This window comes from Nonomuraea sediminis (assembly GCF_018531495.1).
Lineage (GTDB): Bacteria > Actinomycetota > Actinomycetes > Streptosporangiales > Streptosporangiaceae > Nonomuraea > Nonomuraea sediminis.
Map to the genome: position 1 here is coordinate 504,019 of NZ_JAHDTI010000007.1, position 18,236 is coordinate 522,254.

Consider the following 18,236-nt stretch of genomic DNA (forward strand, 5'->3'; position numbering starts at 1 on the left):
TCAGCCCACCTTCTCGTAAAGGGTGACGACGCACGCACCGCCGAGACCGAGGTTGTGTTGCAGGGCATGCCTCGCCCCCTCGACCTGGCGCGCGCCTGCCTGGCCGCGCAACTGCCAGGTGAGCTCGGCGCACTGAGCGAGACCGGTGGCGCCAAGCGGATGTCCCTTGGCCAGCAGTCCGCCCGACGGATTGGTCACCACCTTGCCGCCGTAGGTGTTGTCGCCGTCGGCGACGAACCTTTCGCCGGTGCCTTCCGGGGTCAGACCGAGGGCCTCGTAGCTCAGCAGCTCGTTCGTGGTGAAGCAGTCGTGCAGCTCGACCACGGGGACGTCCTCCGGACCGACACCGGCCTGTTCGTACACCCGCCGGGCGGCGGCGACGGCGAGGTCGTAGCCGACCAGCTTCCGCATGCCGGCGCCGGCGAAGCTGCCGGGCTGGTCCGTGGTCAACGCCTGCGCCGCGATGCGGACGGCAGGCTCGATCCCGTTGTGGCGGCAGAAGTCCTCGCTCGCGAGGATCGCCGCGGCAGCGCCGCTCGTCGGAGGACAGCACTGCAGCCGGGTAAGCGGCCCGTAGATCGGCGGTGACGCGAGCACCTCTTCGACGGTGAGCGGCTCGCGGAACACGGCCCGCGGGTTGTGCGCGGCGTGCCTGCGTGCCTTCACGGCGATCGCCGCGAACGTCGCGGGGTCGGTGCCGTACTCCTCGGCGTATTCCCGGCCGGCTCCGCCGAAGAACTGCGCCGCGAGCGGTGCCGTGTCGTCGATGCCCTGTGCCGCCTCGCGGATCGCGTCGAACCGCGCGAACGGGCTGGTGCGGTCCTGCCAGTGCTCGACCAGCGCGCCGCGTCGCATCTGCTCGAACCCCACGGCCAGCACGACATCGACCGCTCCACTCTCGACCGCCTGACGAGCCAGCCACAGCGCCGTCGAGCCGGTGGCGCAGTTGTTGGTGACGTTGACGATCGGGATGCCGGTCAGGCCTACCCGGTAGAGCGCCGCCTGGCCGCAGGTCGAGTCGCCGTAGACGTAGCCGGCGAAGGCCTGCTGGATCGCCGGGTAATCGACACCCGCGTCCGCGAGAGCGGCACGGACGGCACGTTCCGCCATTACCTCGTACCGTTCTCCTGCTTTCGGCGTGGTGAAGTCGACCATGCCGACGCCCGCGACCACAACCCGTCCGCCCATAGGCGTCTCCTCGCTCCGCTAGGCTAGTCACGATTAACTTATGGCCAGATGTCCCCTCCATGTCAAGACCGCTCCGAACGGCGCTTCGGACCGGTCGTTCACATTGAGCGGTATTCTGCGGTGATGGCGCATACGCGGCCGAGAAACCGGCGGCAACTGATCATCCAGGCCGCATCACGCCTGTTCTGCGAACGCGGCTACCACAACGTCGGCCTGAGCGACATCGCCGCGGCCGTGGACATCTCCGCCCCGGCCCTGTACCGGCACTTCCGGAACAAGGAGGATCTCCTCCTGCACGCGGTGCTCGACAGTTTCGACGAGTTCGAGGATGCCGTCGTGGCTGCGCCGGCCCTTGACGCGTCGCTGCAGGCGTTGGCCTCCGTAGCCGTGCGTCGCCGCGATTTCGGCCTGCTCTGGCAGCGCGAGACACGCAATCTTCCTCCCGCTCTGCGAGACGAGGCGCTGCGGCGGTTCCGCCGTACCGTCGCCCGGTTGGCCTCGCTCGTCCGGCGCAGCCGCGCCGAGCTGAGCGCGGCGGACGACGACCTGCTCGCGTGGAGCGTGTGCGCCGTACTGGCCAGCCCGTCCCATCGTTCGACACGGACCGATCCGCTCTCACTCGAACCCGTCATCACCAACATGGCCCGTGCGGTCACGGCCGCCCCCATCGACGCGACCTCAGGTCGGACAGGTGCCTGGCGGCCGAAAGGCGACCGGCCGGCGTCTGGCGTCCTCCTCGCCTCCCGCCGGGAGGCGCTGGTCGCCGTCGCGACGGGCCTGTTCGGTGACCGAGGCTTCCATGAGATCAGCGTCGACGAGATCGGCCAGGCGGTCGGGATAGCCGGGCCCAGCGTCTACAAGCACTTCGCCACCAAGAGCGACCTGCTCTACGCCGCGCTCGACCGCGGTGCGCAGTCGCTGCAGCTGCTGCTGACCAGTACGCTCGCCGGCGCCACCAGCCCCACCGAGGCCCTCGACACGCTGCTTGGTTCGTACGTGGAGTTCACCCTCACCCACACGAATCTCGTCACCGCTCTGGTCACCGAGGTCATCCATCTCCCGCCGGAACAGCAGTCGACGCTGCGCCGGCTTCAGCACGACTACGTCACCGAGTGGGAACACCTGCTGCGCGCGGCACGGCCAGGGCTCGACGCCGGTACGGCGGCGCTGCTTACCCGTGCCGCGCTCGGTGTCGTCAACGATGTCGCGCCGATCCGGCACCTGCGCGGACGTGACCGGTTCGACGCGGACCTGGCCTCGATCGGCCGGGCGGTGCTGTACACCCCGATCTGACGGCCCGCCCCTACTTGTAACTCGTGGCTAGCTGCTTGATGGCACGAACCTCTTGACGCTTAGGTGCTTTGCGTCAAAAGTTAATCTCACCTAGCCGCCGAGAAGGGTGAGTCATGGACGCAGAGGTGCGGGTCGGTGCAGGCGTACTCCGCGGCGAGTGGACGGATGAGATCGCGGTCTTCCGCGGCGTTCCCTACGCGGAGGCGCCGTTCGGTCGCCGGCGGTTCCGACCGGCCGAAGCGGTCGCCCCCTGGACCGGTGTCCGCGACGCGGTCGCGTTCGGACCCGGCTGCCCACAACCCCTGCCCCCTCCCACCTCGTTCGGCCGACTCACCTCGGCGACGAGCATCGGTGAGGACTGCCTCAACCTGAACGTCTGGACACCGGATCCCGGGGCTGCCGGCCTCCCGGTGATGGTCTGGATCCACGGCGGTGGCTACCTCACCGGCAGTGGCTCGGCCCGCGCACATCATGGCGACACCTTCGCCCGTGACGGCGTCGTCTACGTGTCCATCAACTACCGGCTCAACGTCGACGGCTTCCTGTACCTGCCGGGCGGGCACGCGAACCTGGGTCTGCAGGATCAGGTCGCGGCACTGCGCTGGGTGCATGACAACATCAAGGCGTTCGGCGGAGACCCCGACAACGTCACGATCTTCGGACAGTCCGGCGGCGGCGTCAGCGTGATGAACCTGCTGGCGATCCCCTCCGCGCGCGGGCTGTTCCGCCGGGCGATCGCACAGAGCGGGACGCCCGCGGCAGCGGTCGACCCGGATCGCGCCCTCACCGTGACCCATCGCATGGCCGAGCTGGTCGGCATCGACCCCACTCCCGACGCGTTCGCCGCCGTGCCACTAGGCCGGCTCATCCAAGCCGTCATGGCGATGCAGCTGGACTTCCTCGACCTCGACCGGTGGCGGCACGAGACCTTCCTGGTCAGCCCATTCCGCAGCGTCGTCGACGGCGACGTGCTACCAGCGGACATCCTGTCGGCCGTGTCCACGGGAAGCAGCGCGGGCATCGATGTGCTGGCGGGAACGACGCGGGACGAGACCTCCTCCTTCCTCCGAGATCTCGATCTGCTCGGACGGCTCGACGACCGCTTCTACACGGCCGCGCTCAACGCGTTCGCACTGACGAACGGTGACCTCGACGCCTACCGCAAGGAGTCCCGACCGGACGCGGGACTCGCCGAGCTGGTACAGGCGGCGTGGACCGACTGGGCCTTCCGCGTCCCCACCATCCGGCTGTTGGAGGCGCATGCCGTACACGGAGGAAGGGCGCACGCCTACGAGTTCACCTGGCCGAGCCCGACCTCAGCCGTCCTCGGCGCCACGCACTGCCTCGAGATGCCGTTCGTCACCGACTCACTCTCGGCCTGGACGGCCGCGCTGACCGGCGAGGACAACCTCTGGGGTGACGCACCACCGCGGCAGCTCGCCGACCGCATGCACCAGGCATGGCTCGACTTCGCGGCGACGGGCGATCCCGGCTGGCCGGCATACGACACCGCGACGCGCGCGACGATGCGGTTCGACGCGACGAGCGAGGTCGTCGACGACCTCGCCGGCACCGAACGCGAGCTCTGGGACGGCAGGCGGTGAGCGGGCAGCCCGTGCCGAGCACGGTTCCGGTCAGCCCGGCCGCGCCTGCGCCAGGCCGCCAGGGACGCCTCGCCGTCGACTTCTTCGCCGCCCAGCTCGTGGTGAACGTCGCCGTCGGTGGGGTCAGCCAGGCGCTGCTGCCCAACCAGATGGCCTCGATCGCACCCGCCGACAAGGTCGCCGCGTTCGGTCTGGTGTCAGGCATCGGATCCCTCGTCGGCATGCTCGGCCAGCCGCTGGCGGGTGCGCTCTCCGACCGCACCAGGAGCCGGTTCGGCCGGCGGGCGCCGTGGCTCGCGGTCGGTGCGGTCGGCGCGGGCGCGCTCATCGTCGGGCTCGGGCTGTGCTCGAGCCTCCTGCTCGTCGCGCTCTGCTGGGCGGTGGCACAGGTCTTCATCGCGGCCTTCTCCGCCCCGCTGCTCGCGGTGATGCCCGACCGCACCCCACCCGACAAACGCGGCCTGTTCTCCGGTCTCGCCGGCATCGCGGTCTTCGCCGGCGGCGTCGTCGGCGTCGGCTTCGCAGCCCGGCTCGCAGACCGCATACCCTTCGGCTACTCCGCCTTCGGGCTTCTCCTGGCGCTCGGGGGCCTGGTGTTCGCATGGCGACTGAGAGAACGCCCTGCCACGCACGCCGATCGTCCCGCCGTCTCCTTGCGTACGCTGGCAAAGGCCATGTGGGTGAGCCCACGCCGGCACCCCGATTTCGCGTGGGCGTTCGGCGCGCGGTTCGCGTTGTTCCTCGGCTACAGCGCGATCCTCGCGTACCAGCTCTACATCATGCAGGACTACATCGGCCTGTCGAGAGACGCCGCGAACGACGCCCTGTCGGTCAACACGATCATCCTCGCGGTCACCACCCTGGCCGGGCTGCTCCCCGCCGGCATCCTGTCCGACCGGTTGGGCCGGCGCAAACCGATCATCATGGTGTCCTCGCTCGTCATCGCGGCCAGCGCCGTACCACCGCTGCTCTCACCGACGTTGCCGGCACTCACCGCGAGCATCGCGCTGGCCGGCCTCGGCGCGGGCTGCTATCTGTCCGTCGATCAAGCACTGATGACACTCTTACTGCCCCGTGCCGAGGACAACGGTAAGGACCTTGGGGTCCTCAACATCGCGAACGCCGGCGCGCAGGCACTCGCGCCGATGGTGGCGTCGCTCGTCATCGGCTCGGCCGCCGGCTACCGCGGCCTGTTCGTCATGGCGATCGTGCTGGTGACGGTGGCTGCAGCCGCGATCGTGCCGATCAAGTCCGCCCGCTGATGACACTGAGGAGGAAACAATGACGCGTTCCCGCCTCCGTTCCGCCGTGCTGGTCGTGGCGTTCACCATGGCGTCAGTGCTCACCGCCGGTGTGCCGCCAGTGCAGGCGGCACCGGATCCGGCGCAATATGGCGTTGGCGAACAGATCAATCAACCGATCGTCATGTCCGATGGGACTGTCCTCCGCGGCAGCGTCTACTACCCGACCGACCCCGCTACCGGGGAGCCCGCCCCCGGCCCGTTCCCCGTCGTGCTGACCCAGACCCCGTACGGCAAGGACAAGGGCATCAACGACCCGAGCCTCGGCGCGACCGGCATGGGCAAGAACCCGTACCTCATCGAACGTGGCTACATCCAAGCGATCGTGGACGTCCGCGGCACCGGCGCCTCCGAGGGCGCGTGGTCGTTCCTCCAACCCGTCGAGGCGAACGACAGCGTCCTGGTGATCCGCTGGGCCGCGAACCTGCCGCAGTCATCCGGCGCCGTCGGCTTGATCGGCCAGTCATACAGCGCGCTCAACCAGCTCATGGCCGCGCACGCGGTCGGCCGGAACTCGCCGCTCAAGGCCATTCTCCCGATCGTCCCCGGCGACGACCTGTACCGCGACGTCCTCGGCACCGGCGGCGTTCCCAACTCGCTGCTCGCGGCCGAATACCTGGTCGTCAACCTGCCGCAGAGCTACCTGAACGCGCTCCAGTCCGCATTCCTCGGCTACGTGCAAGGCCAGAGCATCGACAACCTTCTCAGCGTCCTGGTTGAACACGGTGCGACACTCGGCGTGCTGCCGATCGGCGACCTCATCACCGGCGGCCCCAACGCCTACGACAGCACGTACTGGGCGGCCCGTCGACCGCACGACGCGCTGGCGGACATCGTCGCCAACCAGGTGCCCGCGATGATCATCGGCGGCTGGCACGACGCATTCCAGCGCGGCACGCCACTGCTGTACTCCGGGCTGCAGAACGCCTGGAGCGGGCGGCCGACGTACGCCCCGATGTCACCGGATCAACCGGTAACCAGCCGCTACCAACTCGTTCAGGGCCCCTGGTTCCACAGCACTGTCGCGGTCGAGGGCGTCCACCCGTACCTCAACGTCAGCAAGCTCGCGCTCCGCTGGTTCGACCACTGGCTCAAGGGCCGACCGACGGGGATCACCGACACCACGACCCCGCTGCACAGCTACGACCTCGGCGCCGACCGGTGGATCGACGGAACGAGCTACCCCTTCCGAGGCGCCACCCCGACCCGGTTCTACCTCGGTGCGGGACGCTCCGGGACGATCGCGTCGAGCAACGACGGCACCCTGACCGGTACGCCACCCCAAACCGGCGGCACCGACACCGTCGTCTGGTCGAACGTGCCGCACGCCTGCACACCGTCGACCACGCAGTTCGTCCTCCTGGGTGCGGACCAGACGCCGGGCAGCCCGCTCGCGCCCAACCCCTGCGTCACCGATGCCCGCCCCGTGCAGCTCGGGCTGGACGCCGCAACGTACACCTCACCACCGATGACGACGGCGACCACCATCGCCGGGCCGATCGCGGCACGCATCTACGCCACCGCGAACACCGTCGACACGCAATGGGTCGTCCGAGTCGACGACGTCGCCCCCGACGGCACCTCGAAGCCGCTCACCCGCGGCGGACTGCTCGGCAGCCTTCGCGCCCTTGACGAGTCACGCACCTGGCGCACCGCCGACGGCACGCCCACCCTGCCGTACCACCCCTACACGTCCCCATCAGCCCAATCCATGTTCCCGGGCACGCTGACGCCGTACGACATCGAGGTGTTCCCGACCATGGCGACCATCCAGCCAGGGCACCGAATCCGGGTGACCATCGGCACCAACGACGCGCCAGCCCTCATCCCCACCATTACCCAGACCATTCAGCTCATCGGCGGCGTCTACCAGATCCACCGATCCCCGGTCGCCGCCTCGTACGTTGAGCTGCCACTCGCCGACCCAGCTGCTCTCAGCCCCACCTGCACGGACCAAACAACATGCCCGATGGCATGACGGGTGCTGCTGCGCATCGAGCTGTCTGATCTCGCCTGCCCCGTCGGCGATCTCAGCGTCCGGCCCTCCGGGAGCAGCTCGATGCGGCCTCCGACGGGCGGCCAGCCAGCTGACCGGGCACGAACCGCTCTGGTACCGACTGGCTATGGCTGCGCCGCTGGGCGCTCGACGGGGCGGGTCCTCGCCCTTGCCGTCGTTGTGCCAGACGGTTGCGGTGTCGGCGCACATGGCGCGAGCGGTGTCCCAGTCAGCCGTCTCCAGTGCGCGGAGGTAGGTGAGGGCCTTGTCTTTGAGGTTCCGGCTCATGGTGTTTCTTCCTGTACGTGCAGGTTGCCGACGGGGGTCAGTTCTGGTGTGTCTTGTCGTGGATCAGGGAGCGTTCGCCTGCCTCGACGCGCATCGGCAGGTGGTTGCCGGGCGGTTCGAGGGGGCAGACGAAGACGGCCGGGTTCAGGTGATGGTGGGAGAGGGTTGCCTGGTTGAAGTCGACCGGCAGAGTGCTGCCGGGCTCGAGCAGGGGCAGCACGAGCCAGCGGCCGATCTCGGGTGTCTCTTCGCCGTTGGTCTCGTCGCTGAACACCACCAGGCGCTGGCCGGGGAAGTCCTGGAGGACGGCCAGTACGTATTCGGTGCCGTTGATGGTCACGACCAGGTCGATGGGGGCCAGGATGGCCTCGGTGCTGCGCGGGATGGTCAGCCGCCCCACCTCGATGCGGCGGCCCTCGGGAGCTGCCCGGTACTGGCCTCGAACACCCACGAGGAGTCATGGGGGAAGGTGTCGATACCGCTGAGACCGGAGCGCTCGACGGCCCCGTTGTCCAAGACCACCAGGCCGTAGGAGCCGTCGGCACCACCGGCGAAGCCGACGCGGTCGTCGGGGAACTGCAGTGAGCAGCCCGAGGGTACTTCCGCTGTTCCATCGACCGTCGTGCCGCCGATCGTCACGCCGTCCGCGGCCGTGGCCGTCACGGTCAGTGCGCCGGCTTCATTGGTGCTCCATGTCCCAGGGACGCCGGGGAAGGTGTGGGTGTCGCGGTCGGTGATCTTGCCGTTGGCGACGACCTTGGCCTTGCCGTTCGGGCCGGCGACCTCTTCCCACCGGTCCTTGCGCCACGCTTGGTATTCGGCGGGAACGTCGCCTGCGGCGCTGGCGCCGGCTGTGGCCTGCCGTCCAGAGGGAGACTGCAGTGAAGTCATCGAAGAACGCTCCAAGGGCGACGGTGTCTGCGCAGAGAGGCTGCGCGGGCTGAACGCCCCACCTACGAGGCTCATGCCTTACGGGCATCATATGTTGCGTATGAGGCAAGGAGTTGGGTGCTGATGCTGCCTGGCGGGCAACCTGCGTGGAGATTGCGGATCAGCTGAGGCGTGCGGCCCAGACAGTGCGCTCGGTGCGTACCGAGAGGTCATCGCGGTGGAGGATGCTGTGAGGGCTGTCTGTGTCGAGCAGCCGGTCGAGCGCGGCGAGATCTGCGGCTGGAAGCGCTTGTGCGGCGGCACTGCGGATGCGTAGCAGACTGCTGAGTGCGTACCGGCCGATGGCCTCGCTGTGGGAGCCTTCGATGTTCACGGCGATGGTGCGCTCGCCTTCGAGGGTGAACCCGGCGGCGGTCAGCATCGGCCCCCAGTCGGCGCCGCGGTGGGGCACGTGTTCGGTGTGGAAGTGCTCGGTCGCAGCGTGGCAGCGGCCTTCCAGGCCGGGCCGGTCCTCCGGGGCGTTCTCGGGCAGGAAACGGGGAAATCCGGCCAGCTCGACGACGGCGAACAGGCCGCCGGAGGGGAGCATGTCGTGGACGTTGCGCAGGGCGTGGTCGGGGTCGGCCAAGTGGTGCATCGAGGCCGAGGCCCAGACCAGGTCCGGCGTGCCGAGGTCGGGCCAATCGGCGGCGTCGAGGTCGGCCTGCACGGTGCGCACACGGTCGTCCACATCCTGGGCGCGCACCTTCTCCCGCAGGCGCTGCAGGTGTCCGGGCGAGGCGTCGACGGCGATGACGTGAGCCTCGGGGAAACGGTTCAGGAGGGCGAAGGTGCCCGCTCCCGTGCCGCAGCCCAGGTCGACGATCTGGCGCGGGCTGGTTTTCATGGGCAGCCATGCGGTGATGGCGGCGATGTGCTCGGCGAGTACTTCCGCGTCCAGGTCGAGGATTTCCGCCTGGCCGGCGTCGTCCCGTTGGTGGTGGCGGGTGTGCGGGTGTTCGTGGGTCACGCCGTCACCGTAAGGCGGGTTTGCTTACACGGCACGATGGCTCCCAGGGTGCGCAAGATGTCGGCGCATGGCGGTGCCCGACGCGCAAGGCGCACCCGTACCGAGGGTGCGCGTTGCGGTCATTCGCTGCTGCCAGGGGTGTCTCAGTCGCTGCCGCTGTCGCGCTGGTGTCCGCGGCGGGCATCGCGGTCAAAGATGCCCAGAATTTCACATGGTCTGCCTTCGGCGCCGATGGCGTGCGGCATCATGGTGGGGAACTCGGCGGCCTGGTTGGTCTCGAGACGGAAGCGCCGGTGACCCAGCATGAGGATCGCGGTGCCGGAGAGTACGACCAGCCATTCCCGGCCGGGGTGGGCACGCATACGGGCGGGGTTGTCGGGCGGTGGCTCGGTCATGCGCTGCCGTACGACGCTCATGCCGGGGTCGCCCTTCACGGGCCAGCGCATCAGGCCGTGGGTGCGGTCGATCATCGGGCTGGTGACGACGTCGTCGGTGGCGGTCTCGACGAGCTGGTCGAGGGTGGTGTCCAGGGCGCGGGCGAGGGTGACGAGCTGGTCCAGGGCGAGGCGGCGCTGGCCGTTCTCGATGCGGCTCAGTGAGGACTGGCTGAGATTGGCGCGGGTGGCCAGTTCATCCAGGGACCAGCCCTGCGCGACCCGCAGGGCGCGAATGCGTTTGCGTACAAGGCTGTCCAGCTCTCCATTTTCTTGCGCCATACGCATCATTCTATGCCTTTCTCGCAATGCCGGCTTAGCGTCGTGTGCGGAAGGCCGGAAGCGGCTGGGCCACGCACGAGAAAGGCGGCATGTCTGTGCAGACTTCCCGCTACGCGAGCGACGCACTGCCTGGTGAGACCGTGGACGTTGTGGTGATCGGCGGCGGTGCCGCGGGCTTGAACGGTGCGCTGATGCTGGCCCGCTCCCGCCGCGCGGTCGTCGTGATCGACAGCGGCACCCCGCGTAACGCGCCTGCCGAGGCCATGCACGGCTTCATCGTGCTGGACGGCACGCCGCCCACCGATCTGCTCAAGCGGGGCCGGGAGCAGGTGCGCCAGTACGGCGGCCGGGTCGTCTTCGGAGAGGTGACCTCTGCCGAACCGGCCGCCCCAGCCGTCGACGGTGATCTGCGTTTCATGGTCGGCCTGGCCGACGGCGGCACGGTGACGGCGCGCCGCGTGCTGGTGGCCACCGGCCTGCGGGACGTGCTGCCGGACGTGCCCGGCCTCGCCGAGCACTGGGGGCACGGTGTGGTGCACTGCCCGTACTGCCACGGCTGGGAGGTACGCGACGAACCGATCGGCATCCTCGCCACCGGCTCCGCCTCGATCCACCACGCGCTGCTGTTCCGCCAGCTGACCGACGACCTCATCTACTTCGCCCACGGCACCGATCTCGACGAGGACGCCCGAGCGCGCTTCGCCGCCCGCAACATCCGCAGCGTCGACACCCCGGTGCAGGAAGTCATGACGAGCGAGGACGGCGGCATCGCGGGCGTGCGCCTGACCGATGGCACGGTCGTGGCCCGCCGCGTCCTCGCGGTCGCCACGCGGATGCAGGCCCGCACCGAGGGCCTGAACGGCCTGAAGCTGCCGATGGAGGACCTGCCCGACAACATGGGCCGCCGCTTCGCCTCCGGCATGGCCGGCACCACCGAGGTGCCGGGCGTGTGGGTCGCCGGCAACGCCACCGACCTGACCGCCCAGGTGGGCGCCTCCGCCGCGGCGGGCGCTCTGGCCGGCTCCCACATCAACGCCCTCCTGGCCACCGCCGACACCGACGTGGCCCTCGCCGCCGCCCAGACCGGCACCACCGCCTGACGTCAGGGCTCGTACCAGCCCACCGCTCACCCGCGCGCGATCCATCCATTTCGGCGACCGGACCTGCTCCGGCGCTGATTCTGCATGCCCATTTTGAGAGGAATTCATGAGTACGAACCAGCCTCCACACGTGGCGGCCGCTGACGGAGGCGCACCGGATGCGCGTCAGCTGCGCACCATTCTGATTGCCGTCTCCATCGCGCTGATGGCCGTCATCGCCTCGGTATCCGGGCTGAACGTCGCCCAGACGCACATGGCCATCGAGTTCGGCGCCTCGCAGAACACCATTTTGTGGATCATCAACATCTACACCCTGGCCCTGGCCGCGCTGCTGCTGCCGCTCGGCGCGATCGGTGACCGTCTGGGCCGCAAGCCCATGCTGATCGCCGGGCTGGGTGTCTTCGGCGTCGCCGGCGTCGCGGCGGGCCTGGCTCCGACGGCAGAGGTGATGCTGGCCGGGCGCGCGGCCAGCGGTGTCGGCGCCGCGATGATCATGCCCATCACGCTCGCGGTCATCACCTCCACCTTCCCCGAGGAGGAACGCGGCAGGGCGATCGGCGTGTGGACCGGCGTCGCCGGAGGCGGCGGCATCCTGGGCATGTTCCTCTCCGCGCTCCTCGTCGACGTCGCCGACTGGCGCTGGCTGTTCGTCCTGCCCGTGGTCCTGATCATCGTGGCCCTGGCCATGACGCTGAAGTCGGTCCCCAACTCCCGCGAGAGGTCGGCCCACAGCTTCGACACCGTCGGCGCGCTGGTATCCACGGTCGCGGTGGTCGGGCTCATCTTCGTGCTGCAGGAGGGCCCCGAGCGTGGCTGGACTGCGCCCGCGACTCTGATCAGTTTCGCTGGCGGTCTCATCGCCGCCATCGGCTTCGTGGCCTGGGAGCTGCACCGCCGGGACGCCTCGATGCTGGACGTGCGCCTGTTCCGTGAGCGTGGCCTGGCCGGCGGCTCGATCACGCTGCTGGTGGTCTTCGGCGTCCAGGCGGGCATCGCCGTGGTCCTCTTCCCGTTCTTCCAGGCCGTGCTCGGCTGGTCGGGGCTGCTGTCCACGCTGGCCCTGATGCCCATGGCCGTCATGATGATGATGGCCTCCGGCCTCGCCCCCAAGCTGGCCGTACGCATCGGCTCCCGCTCGACCATGGCTACCGGCATCGCGCTGGCCGCCGTCGGCCTGGCCCTCATAGCCCTCTTTGTCTCCGCCGACGGCGGCTACCTGACCATCCTGCCCGGCATGCTCGCCATGGGCATCGGCATGGGCCTGTCGATGACACCCTCCACTGAGGCCATCACCGGCTCACTGCCGCGCGAGAAGCAGGGCGTCGCCTCCGCACTCAACGACGTCACCCGCGAGTTCGGCACCGCCCTCGGTGTCGCCCTGCTCGGAGCGCTGCTGTCCGCCGGCTACCGCAGCGCCATCGACGACCGCCTGCAGGGCATTCCCCAGGGTGCCGCGGACACCGCGCGCGAAGGTATCGCCAATGCCGTCGAGGTGGCGGGCAGCACCGGCTCGCACGCCCAAGACCTGGTCCACGCCGCCAAGCAGTCCTTCGCCGACGGCTGGCAGCAGGCCATGTGGGTAGGCGTCGCCGTCATGGGTGTTTTGTTCGTCTACATCGCCCTACGCGGCCCCAAGCACTCCGCCCCCGTGGCGGACGACGACGCCGAGGCCACCGAGGCCGTCACCGCCCGATAACGGCATAAGCGGTGGGCAGACGGCACGAAGCCTGCCGTCCCAGGGCTGGGCGTTGGGCACCGCGAGGTCGCGGTCCCCAACGCCCAACCGTCTCAGCCCTCGGACCACCAAGCAGGAGTACCACGGATGAGCACCATCGAGCTGACCGCAGACAATCACCGAGGAGCACCTCGCCCTCAAGTTCTGGCTGCTTGGGCCGACCCGGGTGAGCGACCTCGCCGAGATGTCCGCCATGACTCGCTCGGCGGTGTCCAACGCCGTCAACACGCTGCAGCGTGATGGGCTGTCAGGCAGGCGGGAGGTCCTGGGCGGCGTCCCCCGGGGTGTCCGACAGCATGCAGGCACCCGTTGAACGCTCAGGCCACGGCCAACCGCGCGGCGGCGAGCCTTGGCATCGGCACCAGGGCCAGGGCACACATGCTCCGGCCGTCACCGACGCGCCGCGCATGGCCGGGCGCGATATCTGATCCATGACCGGGATGGGAAGTTCGCAGCCCTTATGGAGGAGATCCTCGCCGAGGCTGGTATCCACACGGTGCTCACCGGCGTCCACATGCCACGCATGAACGCGGTCATGGAGCGGTGGGCGCAGTCTCCCACGCCTCCCTCTACAATCACCCTGAACTCCGCACCCGCATGCGAGCCCGGAGCCCGACCAGCTCCTGAACCGAGCGACCAGCCCGCTGGCGACAACGCCATCATCATGGCTCTAACCAGCCAGATCACCCAACTGAACAAGCAGCACCGATACGAAATCCAACCTCTTCGCCAAGTCCTGAAACGCGCTCACGGCGAACCCGTGTCGCGAGCTCGCTCGCCGGAGCCGAGGATCGGTGAGCGCCGGCCCAGCATCCGGCAACCGCTAGGAACAGGCCGTCAGGATCAGCGCTGTGGTCAAGAGGAATGAGACGAGGGAGGTCCATCCTCCCGCGCAGAGCGCTGCCGCCAAAGCGAAGGGAACCGCGCTGAGCAACGACCACCACACTGGGTCGGTCGTGGATAGCCCAAGCTTGCTGAGGGCCAACGCTCCGGCGATCCAGCCAATCACCGCAAGAATCAAGACCGCGCCCGCCCACAGCAATCTCCCGCCTGGAGTAACCGTTAATGGCGAACCCCTTGGCGTCATGAGCGCCACGACATATAACACGGTCATCGCGAAAAGAGCAGCAATGAGCAAGACGACCGGGCCCAACCCGAGAACAAAAACGGCGATGGGAAACAACCCAGGGCCAAGTAACGAACCTACGAGCCCTACACCAATGACCTGACCGACGGTCCACGGCCACCTTCGGCTCGACAGAGCGGTCCTCCATCTGTCGACGAACGCAGATGATCGCACCGCGAGATCGTAACTTTCCCTCAGCAACATCTTGGGGTACTGCGAAACGCGACAAGGTAACGTTCCTGCGATCGCATCAACAGTCCGACCAACTTTACTGGCTTCCGTTCACGAACTTCCGGCAGATAACGTCGGGTCTGTCTAGAAAGAGAGACAGAGCCGAATCTGCGACAAAGCCAGTAACCGTACGGACCCGACCGATCTGAGCACACGTTCGTCTGCATGGCAGGGACCCGACCCGATGCCGTGAGTTGGTGGGACGGCAGGGCTCAATGGGTGCCGGGGACGAAGATGTCCTCGGAAGTGAGCAGTCGCTTGGACAGGCCCTGCTCGTGGTGGTAGCGCAGGAAGGTGTCGACGGCCTTGCGGTTGGCGTCGAGGCCGTAGGGCCACCAGTCCTCGCCGAGCAGCGCGCGGTTCTCCGCGAACAGTTCGCTGAACCAGGGAGTGATCACGGCCATGTGCTGCTTGGATGCACCAGTCCGGTACCGCTCCTGCACGATGTCCTTGGCCTCGTTGAACGCGCCGTACACCGACTCCACCAGACCGGGCACCTCGGCCAGGTCACGGCGGATCGCGACGACGTGCATCATCGGAAAGATGCCGGTGCGACGGTAGTAGTCCCGTTCGACCGCTTCATAGTCGACGAACAGCCGCCGGATCTTCTTCGTCGAGCCGTCGATGAGGGCCTGCGGGACGTCGACCGACAGCAGGGCATCGATCTCACCCGCTTCGAGCATGGCGCCCAGGGTCTGGTCGCCGTCGGTGTGGCGGACGTGAACCCCGTCCGGGACGGGCCGCGGAATCCAGTCGAAGGCAGGGATCGGGTGATTGGTACCGCCGATCACCCAGTCCATCTGATCAGGCGTCACACCGTATTCGTCGGCCAGGACGCCCTTCATCCAGACACCTGGGTCGTGACCCCACAGCGCGAACTCCCCGACGGTCTTGCCCACGAGGTCCTCCGGCTTCTCGATCTCGCTGTCGATGTTGATGAACAGTGCCGAGTGACGAAAGTTGCGGTTCGGGAAGATCGGCAGGGCCAGGAAGGGTGAATCGTCCAGATCGAACGTGCGCAGGAAGTAGGTCAACCCGAACTCGGCGATGTCCAGTTCCCCCTTGGCCATGCGGCAGAAGACGTCGGAGATCAGCGGCGAGGTGTCCAGGGCGACGTCGACGCCGCCGATCGCGACCCGCCCGTCGAACAGCGGCTCGGTGTGCTCGTACCGGTAGACGCCCACCTTGAGCTTCAGATCGGTCATGAACAGGGCTCCTTCTCCTCGCAGGCTGCTTCCGTGAACGATCTTTCATTTTATGGTGATCGCAGGCGCCTGATACCGTCAAGGTGAATGACCATTCATTCACGGAAAGAGGGTGTGACCTGTGCCACGCATCTCCGCCGAACGTCGGGCGGCGAACCGGTCGCAGATCGTGGCGGCGGCCCGTCGCTGTTTCTCGCGTGACGGCTTCCACCAGACCTCGATGCCCGACATCGCAGCTGAAGCGGGTGTGTCGGTCGGCGCCCCCTATCGCTACTTCGCCGGCAAAGAAGAGATCATCCTCGAGATAGCAGGCGACGCCTTCCGCATGATGTTCGATCCCGTCGAGCGCCTCGTCGACGTGGCCGGCGACGTGACGGTTGCCGATCTGGTCGCGGCGGCGGTCGACCCGATGAGCGGCGACCTCGCCGTCGACGAGACGGGCCAGGCCGTCCCTGTTGACGAGCTTCTGCGCTGCGCCGTCCAGGCGTGGGGCGAGCTGCTACGACACCAAGGGCTACGACAGCAGGCCGGAGCGGGCTTCGAGCGCGTACGTGAACGCATCGCGGAAGCGCTCCGCAATGGTCAGCGGGCGGGCAGTGTGCCGCCCGAACTGGATCCCGATCGCGGAGCGCGGGTGGTGATGGCGTTGCTGCACGGTTTTGTACTGCAGTACACGGCGTTCGGACTAGACGACACCGCCGGCTTTACGCACGACGTCCGCGTCATACTCAGCGACGCCGGGCTGATCCGTGGTCATGGCTGAGCATGCGCGCTCAGGCTCCGTACGGCGAAGGCCGCGCCTGCACTCCTTCTCCTCGCTCGACCAGGACACCAGGCGGCTCTGAGCGACGGGGGATCCGAAGCGCCGGGCCCGCGCGCGAGCGACGAACGCGACTGCCGGCCAAAGCGGCGTGGGTGCCCGCCCACGGTCCGCTCCATCCGTGCTCTCAACCTGCGCCTGGTTGGGGGAGAACTTGCTTCTTGCTGACATCGGCGAGCGCTCTACAGCGCGCGTCCAGTCTCCCTGAGCTTCCTGGTTGGTCTGCGGCAGATCCGAAGAGACGCGACCCTGGAAAGACCGCGCCCTCGGTTCGGCGTCGCGCGACGACGAGGGCGCCGCCCGGCTGTTGTCGAGTTGAGGGGGAAGCGACAGCGTCGGAGCGCGCCGCATGTCCGGATCTGTGGGATAGCGGTCATTGCAGACCTTTCGTCGAGGCCACCAGGCTTGGCACCGGATCCCATTACCGATCCGGCTGGAATCGTCGATCTGAACGTATGCCGACGGGATCAGCTCGGTGGAGTCCTTCACGAATACTCACGTGCCGATTGACCTGCACGGACGGAGTTTTCGGCAGGCACAACTTCCGCGGACGGTGGGGCTCTCAGTATGAGCGTGGTAGGCCGAGTACGCGGTGGCCGAGGTAGGACAGGACGAGGTTGTTGCTGACGGGGGCGATCTCCAGGAGCTTGGCCTCGCGAAACTTGCGTTCCACGTCGAACTCGACGGCGAAGCCGTTGCCGCCGAAGGCGGTCATGGCCGCGTTGGCCGCCGACCAGGACGCCTGCGAGGCCAGGAGCTTCGCGGTGTTGGCCTCGGCCCCGCACGGCCGGCCTCGGTCGAACAGGTCGGCCGCGTGGAAGCGCATGAGCGAGGCGGCCGCCAACTGGGCGTGGGCCTGGGCGAGAGGAAACTGGACGCCCTGGTTGGCGCCGATCGGGCGGTCGAAGACCTCCCGCTTCGAGGCGTAGTCGACGGCCCGTTCGACCAGGAAGCGGCCGTCGCCGAGGGCCTCTGACGCCACCAGGACACGTTCGGCGTTCATCCCGTCGAGGATGCAGGAGAAGCCGCGTCCCTCCCCGCCGATCAGGTTCTCGGCCGGCACCCGGAGGTCGTCGATGAACACCTGGTAGGTGTGGTGGGCGGACATCACCGGAATGCGCTGCCACGACACGCTCGGCCCGGCCTCCCGCAGGTCCACCAGGAAGACCGACAGGCCGTCGGTCTTCCGCGTCACCTCGGTCGCGGGGGTCGTGCGGGCCAGCAGCAGCATCAGGTCCGAGTAGGCGATCCTGGACGTGAAGACCTTCTGCCCGTTGATGACGTAGTGGTCGCCGTCGCGCACCGCCCTGGTCGTGATCTTGGTGGTATCGGAGCCCGCGTCGGGCTCGGTCACCCCGAACGCCTGCAGGCGTAGCCGGCCTGCGGCGATCTCCGGCAGGTAGCGCGTCTTCTGCTCCTCGCTGCCGTGCCGCAGCACGGTGCCCATCGTGTACATCTGGGCGTGACAGGCACCCGCGTGCCCGCCCGACCGGTGGATCTCCTCCAGGATGATCCCGGCCTCGGTGACGCCGCGCCCGCCGCCGCCGTACTCCTCGGGGATGAGCGTGGCCAGCCAGCCGAGCTCGGTCATGACGCGGACGAACTCCGCCGGGTACTCGCCGTTCGCCTCCAGTTCGCGCCAGTACTGGCCGGGGAAGCGGGCGCAGACGTCGCGGACGGCGAGCCGGATGGCTTGTTGATCATCGGTGAGCTGAAAGTCCATAGCTGGAGAC

Annotated in this window: 14 protein-coding genes; 7 read left to right on the forward strand and 7 right to left on the reverse strand. The window is 68.3% G+C overall.

The features are described from left to right. Positions 1–1,188 (reverse strand): lipid-transfer protein, encoded by a 1,188-nt coding sequence (locus KIK09_RS30800; RefSeq protein WP_214322891.1) that lies wholly within the window; start codon positions 1,186–1,188, stop codon positions 1–3. A 123-nt stretch (positions 1,189–1,311) separates the two neighbouring features. On the opposite strand from KIK09_RS30800, the gene KIK09_RS30805 reads away from it, so the two are divergent. The 4 genes from KIK09_RS30805 (at position 1,312) to KIK09_RS30820 (ending at position 7,364) form a co-directional block, all read left to right on the forward strand. After that, positions 1,312–2,481: a TetR/AcrR family transcriptional regulator gene (locus tag KIK09_RS30805; protein WP_214322892.1), complete on the forward strand. Its 1,170-nt coding sequence runs from the start codon at positions 1,312–1,314 to the stop codon at positions 2,479–2,481. Positions 2,482–2,594: 113 nt separating this feature from the next. Continuing rightward, positions 2,595–4,085: a carboxylesterase/lipase family protein gene (locus KIK09_RS30810; protein ID WP_214322893.1), complete on the forward strand. Its 1,491-nt coding sequence runs from the start codon at positions 2,595–2,597 to the stop codon at positions 4,083–4,085. 101 nt (positions 4,086–4,186) lie between these two features. Then, a complete protein-coding gene (locus tag KIK09_RS30815) occupies positions 4,187–5,347 on the forward strand; it encodes an MFS transporter (protein ID WP_214322894.1) in 1,161 nt (386 codons plus the stop codon). Between the two features lie 163 nt (positions 5,348–5,510). Beyond that, positions 5,511–7,364: a CocE/NonD family hydrolase gene (locus KIK09_RS30820; RefSeq protein ID WP_214322895.1), complete on the forward strand. Its 1,854-nt coding sequence runs from the start codon at positions 5,511–5,513 to the stop codon at positions 7,362–7,364. A 343-nt stretch (positions 7,365–7,707) separates the two neighbouring features. Here the strand turns inward: KIK09_RS30820 and KIK09_RS30825 are convergent, their stop codons facing one another. From KIK09_RS30825 to KIK09_RS30840, 4 genes are all read right to left on the reverse strand, one after another. Then, on the reverse strand, positions 7,708–8,070 hold the full coding sequence (locus tag KIK09_RS30825; RefSeq protein WP_308164375.1) for a DUF1684 domain-containing protein: 363 nt from the start codon (positions 8,068–8,070) through the stop codon (positions 7,708–7,710). After that, positions 8,058–8,561 (reverse strand): hypothetical protein, encoded by a 504-nt coding sequence (locus KIK09_RS30830; protein ID WP_214322897.1) that lies wholly within the window; start codon positions 8,559–8,561, stop codon positions 8,058–8,060. Before KIK09_RS30830 ends, KIK09_RS30825 begins: the two co-directional genes overlap by 13 nt. Before the next feature lie 160 nt (positions 8,562–8,721). Then, on the reverse strand, positions 8,722–9,570 hold the full coding sequence (locus KIK09_RS30835) for a class I SAM-dependent methyltransferase (RefSeq protein ID WP_214322898.1): 849 nt from the start codon (positions 9,568–9,570) through the stop codon (positions 8,722–8,724). 143 nt (positions 9,571–9,713) lie between these two features. Next, positions 9,714–10,286 (reverse strand): helix-turn-helix domain-containing protein, encoded by a 573-nt coding sequence (locus KIK09_RS30840; RefSeq protein WP_214323034.1) that lies wholly within the window; start codon positions 10,284–10,286, stop codon positions 9,714–9,716. Positions 10,287–10,375: 89 nt separating this feature from the next. On the opposite strand from KIK09_RS30840, the gene KIK09_RS30845 reads away from it, so the two are divergent. Beyond that, a complete protein-coding gene (locus tag KIK09_RS30845) occupies positions 10,376–11,386 on the forward strand; it encodes an NAD(P)/FAD-dependent oxidoreductase (protein ID WP_214322899.1) in 1,011 nt (336 codons plus the stop codon). 130 nt (positions 11,387–11,516) lie between these two features. Next, positions 11,517–13,082: an MFS transporter gene (locus KIK09_RS30850; protein WP_214322900.1), complete on the forward strand. Its 1,566-nt coding sequence runs from the start codon at positions 11,517–11,519 to the stop codon at positions 13,080–13,082. Positions 13,083–14,690: 1,608 nt separating this feature from the next. On the opposite strand, the gene KIK09_RS30855 is transcribed toward KIK09_RS30850, so the two are convergent. Beyond that, positions 14,691–15,683, reverse strand: a complete 993-nt coding sequence (locus tag KIK09_RS30855) for a substrate-binding domain-containing protein (protein ID WP_214322901.1) — start codon at positions 15,681–15,683, stop codon at positions 14,691–14,693. 121 nt (positions 15,684–15,804) lie between these two features. Here KIK09_RS30855 and KIK09_RS60180 point away from each other — a divergent pair, with 121 nt between their 5' ends. Continuing rightward, positions 15,805–16,446: a TetR/AcrR family transcriptional regulator gene (locus tag KIK09_RS60180; protein WP_214322902.1), complete on the forward strand. Its 642-nt coding sequence runs from the start codon at positions 15,805–15,807 to the stop codon at positions 16,444–16,446. Between the two features lie 619 nt (positions 16,447–17,065). Here KIK09_RS60180 and KIK09_RS30865 read toward each other — a convergent pair. Then, positions 17,066–18,226: an acyl-CoA dehydrogenase family protein gene (locus tag KIK09_RS30865; protein ID WP_214322903.1), complete on the reverse strand. Its 1,161-nt coding sequence runs from the start codon at positions 18,224–18,226 to the stop codon at positions 17,066–17,068. Positions 18,227–18,236: the final 10 nt, after the last annotated feature.

Excerpts from the sequence above, each read along its gene's own strand:
- KIK09_RS30800 (WP_214322891.1), bottom strand. The coding sequence starts at position 1,188 with ATGGGCGGACGGGTTGTGGTCGCGGGCGTCGGCATGGTCGACTTCACC.
- KIK09_RS30805 (WP_214322892.1), top strand. The coding sequence starts at position 1,312 with ATGGCGCATACGCGGCCGAGAAACCGGCGGCAACTGATCATCCAGGCC.
- KIK09_RS30810 (WP_214322893.1), top strand. The coding sequence starts at position 2,595 with ATGGACGCAGAGGTGCGGGTCGGTGCAGGCGTACTCCGCGGCGAGTGG.
- KIK09_RS30820 (WP_214322895.1), top strand. The coding sequence starts at position 5,511 with ATGTCCGATGGGACTGTCCTCCGCGGCAGCGTCTACTACCCGACCGAC.
- KIK09_RS30830 (WP_214322897.1), bottom strand. The coding sequence starts at position 8,561 with ATGACTTCACTGCAGTCTCCCTCTGGACGGCAGGCCACAGCCGGCGCC.
- KIK09_RS30840 (WP_214323034.1), bottom strand. The coding sequence starts at position 10,286 with ATGGCGCAAGAAAATGGAGAGCTGGACAGCCTTGTACGCAAACGCATT.
- KIK09_RS30845 (WP_214322899.1), top strand. The coding sequence starts at position 10,376 with ATGTCTGTGCAGACTTCCCGCTACGCGAGCGACGCACTGCCTGGTGAG.
- KIK09_RS30855 (WP_214322901.1), bottom strand. The coding sequence starts at position 15,683 with ATGACCGATCTGAAGCTCAAGGTGGGCGTCTACCGGTACGAGCACACC.
- KIK09_RS30865 (WP_214322903.1), bottom strand. The coding sequence starts at position 18,226 with ATGGACTTTCAGCTCACCGATGATCAACAAGCCATCCGGCTCGCCGTC.